Consider the following 7,820-nt stretch of genomic DNA (forward strand, 5'->3'; position numbering starts at 1 on the left):
TCCAAGAGGGCGAAAATGGGAACAGGGCCAAATCTGGCGTAGAAAAACCATTTTGCCTAGTGAGATTACGCAGTTGTGATCGCAAAGAGCGCGGGGTCAAACAGAGAAAGCCTAGTCAAAGATGTCTTCGACGATATCGACGGCTTCGGACAGAAACTTATGCAACAACCCTTTGCGCTTTTTCACCTTCTTGCCCTTCCCCCGTTTATCGGCGCCCGCCTTGCCCTTAGCCCCCTTCACCTTCTTGCCCGCTGATTTTGCGGCCCCCGGCTTGGAGCTTTCTGCCCCAGACAATCGCGCGCCCTTTCCGGGGGTCAGGGGGCGGGCCTTTTGGCTGGACAACGGCGCCCCGCAGGTGCCGCAGATCAGCGTCGAAACACTTCCCCCGCCCCGCGCGGGTCCCGGCACAAAGCTAGACTGGACGCCGCAATAACAACAGCTCAGTATCTTGCCACCATGGGCCCCGGATTGTGCCATTCGCCTCTTACCCTATTTTCTTTTTCGGCCCTAAGACCGTTCCAGACTCGCATATAGGGCGATTGCCGCCGCATTTGAGACATTGAGCGAGCCAAAACCGCCTGCTGCGTCAATTTTCACCAGATGATCGACAGTTTCCTTGGTTTTCTGCCGCAGACCAGGACCTTCGGCCCCGAGCACCAGAGCAACAGGCAGATCCTTGCGCCCTTCAAGGCAGCTTTCTATTGTCTGCTCGGCCTCACCATCCAGCCCCAGCACCACATAGCCCATGTTCTGCAGCTCTGTAATGGTATCCGCCAGATTGCGCATCCGCAGATAGGGTTGACGCTCCAGTGCCCCGCTTGCGGTTTTTGCCAAAGCACCGGTTTCTGGGGCCGAGTGGTGGCGGGTGCCGATAACGGCACTGGCGCCAAACACTTCCGCAGAGCGCAAAATCGCACCCACATTATGCGGGTCGGTCACCCGGTCCAGCAGCAGCACCCGCGGAATTTCAGCGCCAATGCAGTTTTCTGACAAAGAGCCCCAGTTCAACGGCTTCACTTCCAACGCCGCCCCCTGGTGAACCGAGTTTGGATCCAGTGGCGCGTTGAATTTGCGCGGCTCCACCAGTTCGGGCTCAATACCGGAAGCGGCGATGGCCTCTTCCAGCTTGTTCTGGGCGTTCAATGTCACAATAAGCCGCAGTTTTTCCCGCTTGGGGTTCATCAGCGCATCGCGCACAGCATGCAGTCCAAACAGCCAGACGGTCTCCGCGCCCCCAGCCTTTTTGGTCTGCTCCTTTTCGATCACCCACTGGGGCTTTTTGGTGGGTTTCTTGGACATAGGTCTCTCCAGCAAAAGGAATTTCAGGTTCGGGCAAAAAACTTGCGTTTTTTCTGTTGACGCCCCTTGGGTGCGCTAGTAATCACGCCCTCACAGCAGGTCAACAGCGACTTGCTAGTGGGCGACAGGCCGCAAGGTGTGGCAGGGGACTGTAACTCCCTCGCGGAGACGCACGCCTGGTTCGATTCCAGGGTCGCCCACCACTTACTAAATTTATTCAATGAATTCAAGGAAGTGGTGGACCGCGGCAAGGTTAGTAGGTTTGTTAGGTTTCAATGGGTTACATCCAAGGTGTACCGCGATTTATTGCTCCCGATAATACCCATGCCGACTGCTGATTGCACTATGACCGACCAAGTTATAGCCGGACGCGCTCTCATAGCTGTGTGCAAACTAATTCCGCTTGCACTTCCGTCACTCGGTGCAGCTCTTGAGCAGCCCTGACACATGTTTGAGTAGGACCAAAGTAGATCTCGGCAGCCTGAGCTGCCCACTATGGCCAAAGCAATTATTCCAGCCCCGACAACAGTTCTGCGCAAACATTCATTGGCAATTCCTTACCGTTACTCTCGCCAGTATCAGCTACTAGCAGAAGTATTTTAGCCAATCCATGTTCCGAACAGCCGCGCACTTTGGTGTAAACAACACGCCCCTTGCTCAAGCTATTGATTTTAGGACTATGGGACGCTTTCTATTCAACCTTTTTCCACCACCTACGCAAGCTAAGCCGGCTCAATACAGTTCACAAAACCTATGGACACCTCGTTACTCTAACGAAGTGTCCCTTCTACATTGCTTAAGGCTGGCAGCTCCCACGAAAGGCGACCACACCAAGAGAAAGACCCCAGCTGATGCCAGAGCCTTTGGGTTTTCCTCTTGCTGCAACAAGGCTCACTCAAACCAAAGCCGCCACCACGAAAAAGCGCTTTTAGGGGCCAGCGGAGAAGGTGATCCGGTATTCCCTAACGTTCTTCATCCGACACCAGGAGCAACGCATTTTACTGATGGCAAAACCAACCGTCACCTCATCCCCAAGTTTCTCGATGAGATCCAGAACCCGCACTGATTCAGCATGACCGCAGTTGCACATCACATAGAGTTCGTGCCGATCGATCACTGCAAGTTTGGTTTCGCCGCGCATTAACATTAGCGATTAATAGGCGAGGCTATTTAGCCCGACCAGCCCTAGAACCAAAGGTCATCTAAGAAGAAAACTCTAACGCACAAAGTCCGCTTCCTGCGCATAGCTGCCCTCTGAGCCAATCAAAGGCCACTCGCTGCTCTGGCGGTCGTCTGAGGTCAGTTCTCAGCCCGAAGCGGTCATCGACTGAGAGTGCCACGCCATTAATGCCGCACTTGCGAGATCTGCGGGCCGGTCTCCCAAAAGCAGTCGTTGAACCTCTTTAGCGTTGGCTCGCCAATGCTACAGGCAGAACCAGTGACAGCTATGCGTAGGAAACGCCCTTTGCAAACCCGGTCGTATGATGCAACCGGCCGAGATATTATGCTGTGGCGGAGCCCGACGTCTCCGCCATTTGTCAAGACTTTTCGAAGTACACTTCAAGCAAGCAGACTGATATCAGCTTGGAGAAATCCGTGCTGGCGGCGTTCTGATTCCTCGCTCGAATAGCGAACCAACCCGGTCGGAAAAGTGTGGACACCGATCGTTTCATCCCCGATCAGTATGACGGGCTTTAAGAGGTCAAGTTTTAAGATTTGGCTGCTTTTTCTAAATACGCCCAAATTGGTGAGGACCCACAATTGGGTCGACGATAAAATAAATGGACTTAATACGATGAAGCTATTTTCACCCACTGCTGCCGCTCTGGCATCCATTGCAACCCTTAGCGCCTGCAATATTGATGTAGGAAGCAGTGTCTACATTCGCGATGTCCTCACACTTACCTATGGGGGCACTGCAGTATATGCACCGACAAGGGTCAAGTTCGATGCAGGCGGTGACTGCAATTCGAATGGGCCCATCATCGTCGATCACATGGCCTCCGTCGTAACATCGTTGAAATTTCAGGGATGTACTGGTGAGGGCCATGAAAGAAAAATGGTCATGGAATTTGATGCCCCAATTGTCTTGGATGGAGAGCAAATTTCGCAGAAGAGTCCGCTGGTATGGCTGGTAAGCGAGGATCCGGAAGTAACTGTTTTGTATGCGCATTTGCATAGAGACACGATAGAAGAAGCTTTTCGCGCAGTGCCCACTGAACTTCGAGGCAATGTTGGATTCGAATTCAAAATCAGCGATTTCTATACTATGGTGATCAATGATACCCGCGAACCAATCTCCATCGAAACAATCACAACGTGGGTGGATCACGAACCACGCGCAGGCTGGTACGACACGCAAGTCGGTTCCCTACGTAATGTACACTTGGAACCATCAAGTGTCGGGGTTCAAGCACTGCTAAATGGCGAATTCTTGCAAGTCTTCAATATCTTAACATCAGATTCCTGATCAATGACGATATAAATCGTTCCCTGCAAACGTGGCATCCTTTTGAGATCACGCAGGCTCACCGAATGGCTGTTTATGGAAACCGCTCATTTGGCTTCACCCTAGCGGCACTCTATATGCCTGCCCCCCCTTCGAATGCCTAGGCAGGGCTGACTGCTGTCATCAGGCGGCTGGGAACTCGTGCGGTATTGCTACGACCCTGCCGCCGCACCGCCGCATGTCCGCTTCGAGCCCAAATCTACTGGGGCCAACAAAAAAAATGCTGGCCCCTTGTTGTGGGCAGAGTGTCAAACTATTCACTTGGGATGGATGTTTTCTTTGAGCGCGATAGTGTTTGTGCAGGTGACGATGTCTCCGCACCGAACCGCAGAACTGTAGAGTTCGATAGCCCGCCGCTCCTGAGCGAGCTGTGTGGTGGCAAGCACGCACTGAACTATTTACCTTCTGTTTCAGGCGCTAGGACGAAATGGTCTGTCGTTGTCGATGGTTCCATTGTCGCCAACGTCTGGCATTCATACGCCTCTGTTCGGGAAATTGAGGTGGAACTGCTGGAAAAAGACAAGACAATCCAAGCTGGACGGATATTTTTTCAATATGACAGTCAACAGCGGCACTTTTTGAGTTCTTGAGGATTACCGGCTCAAAAGTGAAGGTCTGGAAAGTCCGCACTGCAGACCTCCACCCCCAGAATTTTGCCGCACCTCTCATCAATGACCGCTTCTCACGCGGCAACGCAGCGGTCACTGGCTGTATTCCCAGGCTGAAGGGCGGACTTTGCAAATGTCGCTATCTGCGCATAGCCGACGTAGAAGGGGGCTGCGAAGCTGGCGCTGATCCGTCTAGGTTGCGGATGGCTGCTGTCAGCCCAAAGTGACCGATTCGAAGTGAGGTTGGCTCTCGTTGCCGCACATGCACAAATCTCGTCTCTACTTCCTGAAAGCGGACATTCAAGCTGTCAAATGTGGCTTTTTGCCCTCAATGTCGGCAATGAGCCCTTAGTGACGACTGCAAACAAGGCGCTTTTAACCCGTTTCGATACCGTGGAACTTCTCCGGAAACTACTGAGGCTCCGATCCCGCAAGAGTCGTATCAATCAAGAACGCCAAAGACATCATCGGTCAAGCTCAGCGTTTCTGCCAGATCATTTTGCGATACGCTTTCAAACACGACTGAAGTTTCGATGCGGCTCACCTCTGCACGGGACGAGAACTTTTCGACGACCAGCCGGTGCAGATGGGAGGTATCCTTCGTCAGCACTTCCACCAAGGAATCGAACCGGCCGCTGATCATCCATCCTCGGCGTACTTCGGGGATTTTCAAGATTTCCCTTAGGAACTGATCAAGTTCGGTTTTCCTGTGTTCTGCCATCTGGATGAACAAAAGCGCCTTCAAGGACAGACCCAACTGGTCAAGGTCGATATCCGTGTAGCTGCCTGCAATCAGACCGTTTTCCTGCAACCGCTTGAGTCGCTCATGAACACTGGAGGCGGCCAATCCGACTGCGTGCGACAGCTCTTTGTTGGTTATCCGAGCATCTTTCGACAAAAGCGCCAGAATGCGCCGATCCGTTCGGTCAATATCCATTTGCGTGCCCTTTCCCCGAAATAGCTTCGATGGTTTTGCAGGATACTGAGGAATATACAGAAAGGCCAGTAATTGGCCGAAATATACTCGACCTATATGCAATATTGACGCCATAAGTTCGGAGGTGGTTAAAATGGAACTAACAGCGTTCTTTGTGTTTGCCCTAATGGCGTCTGTGACACCGGGGCCGTCCAACGTTCTGCTGACGACCGTAGGTGCGCAAGTGGGAGTCCTGCGTGGATTGCCTACGTTAGTAGGAACCGCTCTGGGCACTGGTATGGTTCTGTTCATCACGTGTTTTTGCCTTGGGGCAACGGTCTTGGAGAACGACACGGTGCTGTCAGTGATGCGCATTGTCGGGGTGGGGGCGATCCTTTGGCTGGCTTGGATCATTGCAACTGCCCCTGTAGCACACAAGGCAACGCCCCAAGAGATAGCGCCAACAATTGGATTGATCCCTGCGGTCTTGCTGCAATGGATCAATCCCAAGGCTTGGATCGTGTCGGTTTCGATCGTTGCTGCGTTCATGGCTGCGGATGGATCGGCTTTTGAACAAGCCTCCAAGCTGAGCCTCGTTTTTGTCATCGCGGCGGTTATTGGCTGCTTCCCTTGGCTGGTCAGTGGAGCGGCCCTGCGTCATCTGCTGCAAAACCCAACAACTGCTCGGCTGTTCAACCTGGCCCTTGGTCTTGGCCTTGCCGCCTCAATGATTACGCTCGTCTAAGAAAGGAACCCTACACATGTTCGACACAAAAATAGCCATCATTGTTCGAGACGACCTTGCCACTTGGCAAAAACTCAATGTGACCGCCTTTCTGATGAGCGGCATCACAGGTGCCAACCCCGACCTTATCGGCGCCCGTTACGAAGACCGCGATGGCAATGCCCATCTGCCGATGTCGGTGCAGCCGGTTATCGTGCTGTCGGGGGCGGCCAGTGTTCTGACCAACATCCGCAACCGTGCCCGGACCCGTGGCATCGACACTGTGGCTTACGTCGAGGAAATGTTCGCCACCGGTCATGATGACGCCAACCGCGCCGTCTTTGCCGAACATGGCCAGGATGCGCCCAACACCGTAGGGATCGCCCTGCGCGCTGACAAGAAAATCGTCGACAAAATCACCAAGGGAGCAAAGATGCATGGTTGAACAGAAGGCCTTGAGAGTCGGAGAGAGCGTCACCAGCAGATCGGCACGACTAACCCGAGAGGCCGCTATCGGCTTTGCACAGGAGTTTGACCCGCAACCGATGCATATCGACCAAACCGCTGCACAGGACGGATTCTTTGGCAAATTGGTGGCCAGTGGCTGGCATGCGCTGGCGGTGACCATGCGTCTGGCGGTCGAAGCGCGTCCCTTTGGCGATGCCCCGCTGATTGGCGCCGAGCTTGGACCGATCCGATTCACCCAACCAATCTTGCCGGAAACCGACCTGTGTGTGCGCATCACCTTTGAATCCATCGAAGAGGGGCAAGGTCAGCATGGCTACAATTTGCTCAAGGTCGAGACACTCGATGCGGCGTCTGGTGACACCCTGATCTGTCAGCGGTGGCGGATGCTTCGAGCTTAAACGGCAGTTGAGTCCGCTCAGCCGACCATGCCCCCCGGTTTCAGTGCCGGTTTGGTACGCTGGCGCAGCGAACGGCGGCAGTGAGCCCTTCCATGACATTAAGTGCCTGATTTTTGTCGTGATGAATCCGACTATTTACGAACCCTTAGCCCACCCTCATTCCAGCCGCTAATTGTATACTTGGCGCTCATACTCACTATTGGTTCACCCGAGTCTGATAGTCCTTGGAGCTTGTCGATTGCCCGTTGCTCATCAAGCTCCAACGTGTGTGCAGCAGCCCAAAGCTGAACGAACAGATCATCGTCTTCGTAGAGGGAAAACAACAAGTTGTCTGCATTGTTGGAAACTAGAACCTTTAGTGTTCTCAGTAATTCATCGTAAGCACGATTTGTCTGCTTTGAGTCGCCTGAAAAAGTACATATGCCATGCTGAGCCTCCCCCAATGAAGTGGTCCGCCCCTATGTTTAGAAAAGCGGAGGACCATAGATGGCTATTAAGAGACCGAAGCCCGAAGAGATTGTCGTGAAGTTACGGCAGGTTGAAGTGTTGATGGGGCAAGGGATGCCCCGGATTGATGCAATCCGTCAGATCGGCGTGACGGAGCAAACCTATTACCGCTGGAAGAAGAAGTACAGCGGAATGGGCACAGAGCAGCTTAAGGAACTGAAGCGGCTCCAGAAGGAAAACGAGCGCCTGCGCAGGGCGGTAACGGACCTGACGCTGGACAAATTGATCCTGTCCGAGGCCGCAAAGGGAAACTTCTGAGCCCCTCGCGCCGCCGTGCCTGCATCGACCCCATTCGCAGCAAGATGAAGGCTTCCGAGCGTCGCTCTTGCCGTGTCCTGTTCCAACACCTGTCCACACAACTGCGATTGCCACAGGGGCGTGCCGACGAGGA

General features: G+C 53.6%; 9 protein-coding genes, 1 tRNA gene and 1 pseudogene. 7 read left to right on the forward strand and 4 right to left on the reverse strand.

The features are described 5' to 3' along the window. Window positions 1-111: 111 nt before the first annotated feature. A complete protein-coding gene (locus ED661_RS21990) occupies window positions 112-477 on the reverse strand; it encodes a hypothetical protein (RefSeq protein ID WP_162930161.1) in 366 nt (121 codons plus the stop codon). Between the two features lie 30 nt (window positions 478-507). Next, complete coding sequence (gene rlmB, locus ED661_RS17360; protein ID WP_122075417.1) at window positions 508-1,299, reverse strand: 23S rRNA (guanosine(2251)-2'-O)-methyltransferase RlmB; 792 nt, start codon at window positions 1,297-1,299, stop codon at window positions 508-510. 119 nt (window positions 1,300-1,418) lie between these two features. Here rlmB and ED661_RS21995 point away from each other — a divergent pair. Beyond that, a tRNA-Tyr gene (locus tag ED661_RS21995) sits at window positions 1,419-1,502 on the forward strand. Between the two features lie 725 nt (window positions 1,503-2,227). Here ED661_RS21995 and ED661_RS17370 read toward each other — a convergent pair. Next, on the reverse strand, window positions 2,228-2,440 hold the full coding sequence (locus ED661_RS17370) for a hypothetical protein (RefSeq protein WP_122075421.1): 213 nt from the start codon (window positions 2,438-2,440) through the stop codon (window positions 2,228-2,230). Between the two features lie 654 nt (window positions 2,441-3,094). Between ED661_RS17370 and ED661_RS17375 the strand changes: the two genes are divergently transcribed. Then, window positions 3,095-3,769 carry a hypothetical protein gene (locus ED661_RS17375; RefSeq protein ID WP_162930162.1) on the forward strand — a complete coding sequence of 225 codons (675 nt, stop codon included), beginning with the start codon at window positions 3,095-3,097 and terminating at the stop codon, window positions 3,767-3,769. 284 nt (window positions 3,770-4,053) lie between these two features. Then, complete coding sequence (locus tag ED661_RS17380) at window positions 4,054-4,398, forward strand: hypothetical protein (protein WP_162930163.1); 345 nt, start codon at window positions 4,054-4,056, stop codon at window positions 4,396-4,398. A gap of 460 nt (window positions 4,399-4,858) precedes the next feature. Here the strand turns inward: ED661_RS17380 and ED661_RS17385 are convergent, their stop codons facing one another. Beyond that, the gene (locus ED661_RS17385) at window positions 4,859-5,353 is read right to left on the reverse strand and encodes an Lrp/AsnC family transcriptional regulator (RefSeq protein WP_162930164.1); all 495 of its coding nucleotides are present in this window, start codon (window positions 5,351-5,353) and stop codon (window positions 4,859-4,861) included. 166 nt (window positions 5,354-5,519) lie between these two features. On the opposite strand from ED661_RS17385, the gene ED661_RS17390 reads away from it, so the two are divergent. From ED661_RS17390 to ED661_RS17410, 4 genes and pseudogenes are all read left to right on the forward strand, one after another. Continuing rightward, window positions 5,520-6,077: a LysE family translocator gene (locus tag ED661_RS17390; RefSeq protein ID WP_254054877.1), complete on the forward strand. Its 558-nt coding sequence runs from the start codon at window positions 5,520-5,522 to the stop codon at window positions 6,075-6,077. A gap of 16 nt (window positions 6,078-6,093) precedes the next feature. After that, window positions 6,094-6,501 (forward strand): DUF2000 family protein, encoded by a 408-nt coding sequence (locus tag ED661_RS17395; RefSeq protein ID WP_122075431.1) that lies wholly within the window; start codon window positions 6,094-6,096, stop codon window positions 6,499-6,501. Beyond that, entirely contained in the window at window positions 6,494-6,922 is a 429-nt protein-coding gene (locus tag ED661_RS17400; protein ID WP_216822461.1) for a MaoC/PaaZ C-terminal domain-containing protein, read from the forward strand. The genes ED661_RS17395 and ED661_RS17400 overlap by 8 nt, the downstream gene beginning before the upstream one ends. A gap of 486 nt (window positions 6,923-7,408) precedes the next feature. Further along, window positions 7,409-7,820 (forward strand): annotated as a pseudogene (locus ED661_RS17410) (transposase); the annotation flags it as partial.

The organism is Pseudophaeobacter sp. EL27, from assembly GCF_900313025.1.
GTDB lineage: Bacteria > Pseudomonadota > Alphaproteobacteria > Rhodobacterales > Rhodobacteraceae > Pseudophaeobacter.

Excerpts from the sequence above, each read along its gene's own strand:
- ED661_RS21990 (WP_162930161.1), bottom strand. The coding sequence starts at position 477 with ATGGCACAATCCGGGGCCCATGGTGGCAAGATACTGAGCTGTTGTTAT.
- ED661_RS17375 (WP_162930162.1), top strand. The coding sequence starts at position 3,095 with ATGAAGCTATTTTCACCCACTGCTGCCGCTCTGGCATCCATTGCAACC.
- ED661_RS17395 (WP_122075431.1), top strand. The coding sequence starts at position 6,094 with ATGTTCGACACAAAAATAGCCATCATTGTTCGAGACGACCTTGCCACT.
- ED661_RS17370 (WP_122075421.1), bottom strand. The coding sequence starts at position 2,440 with ATGCGCGGCGAAACCAAACTTGCAGTGATCGATCGGCACGAACTCTAT.
- ED661_RS17385 (WP_162930164.1), bottom strand. The coding sequence starts at position 5,353 with ATGGATATTGACCGAACGGATCGGCGCATTCTGGCGCTTTTGTCGAAA.
- ED661_RS17390 (WP_254054877.1), top strand. The coding sequence starts at position 5,520 with ATGGCGTCTGTGACACCGGGGCCGTCCAACGTTCTGCTGACGACCGTA.
- rlmB (WP_122075417.1), bottom strand. The coding sequence starts at position 1,299 with ATGTCCAAGAAACCCACCAAAAAGCCCCAGTGGGTGATCGAAAAGGAG.
- ED661_RS17400 (WP_216822461.1), top strand. The coding sequence starts at position 6,494 with ATGGTTGAACAGAAGGCCTTGAGAGTCGGAGAGAGCGTCACCAGCAGA.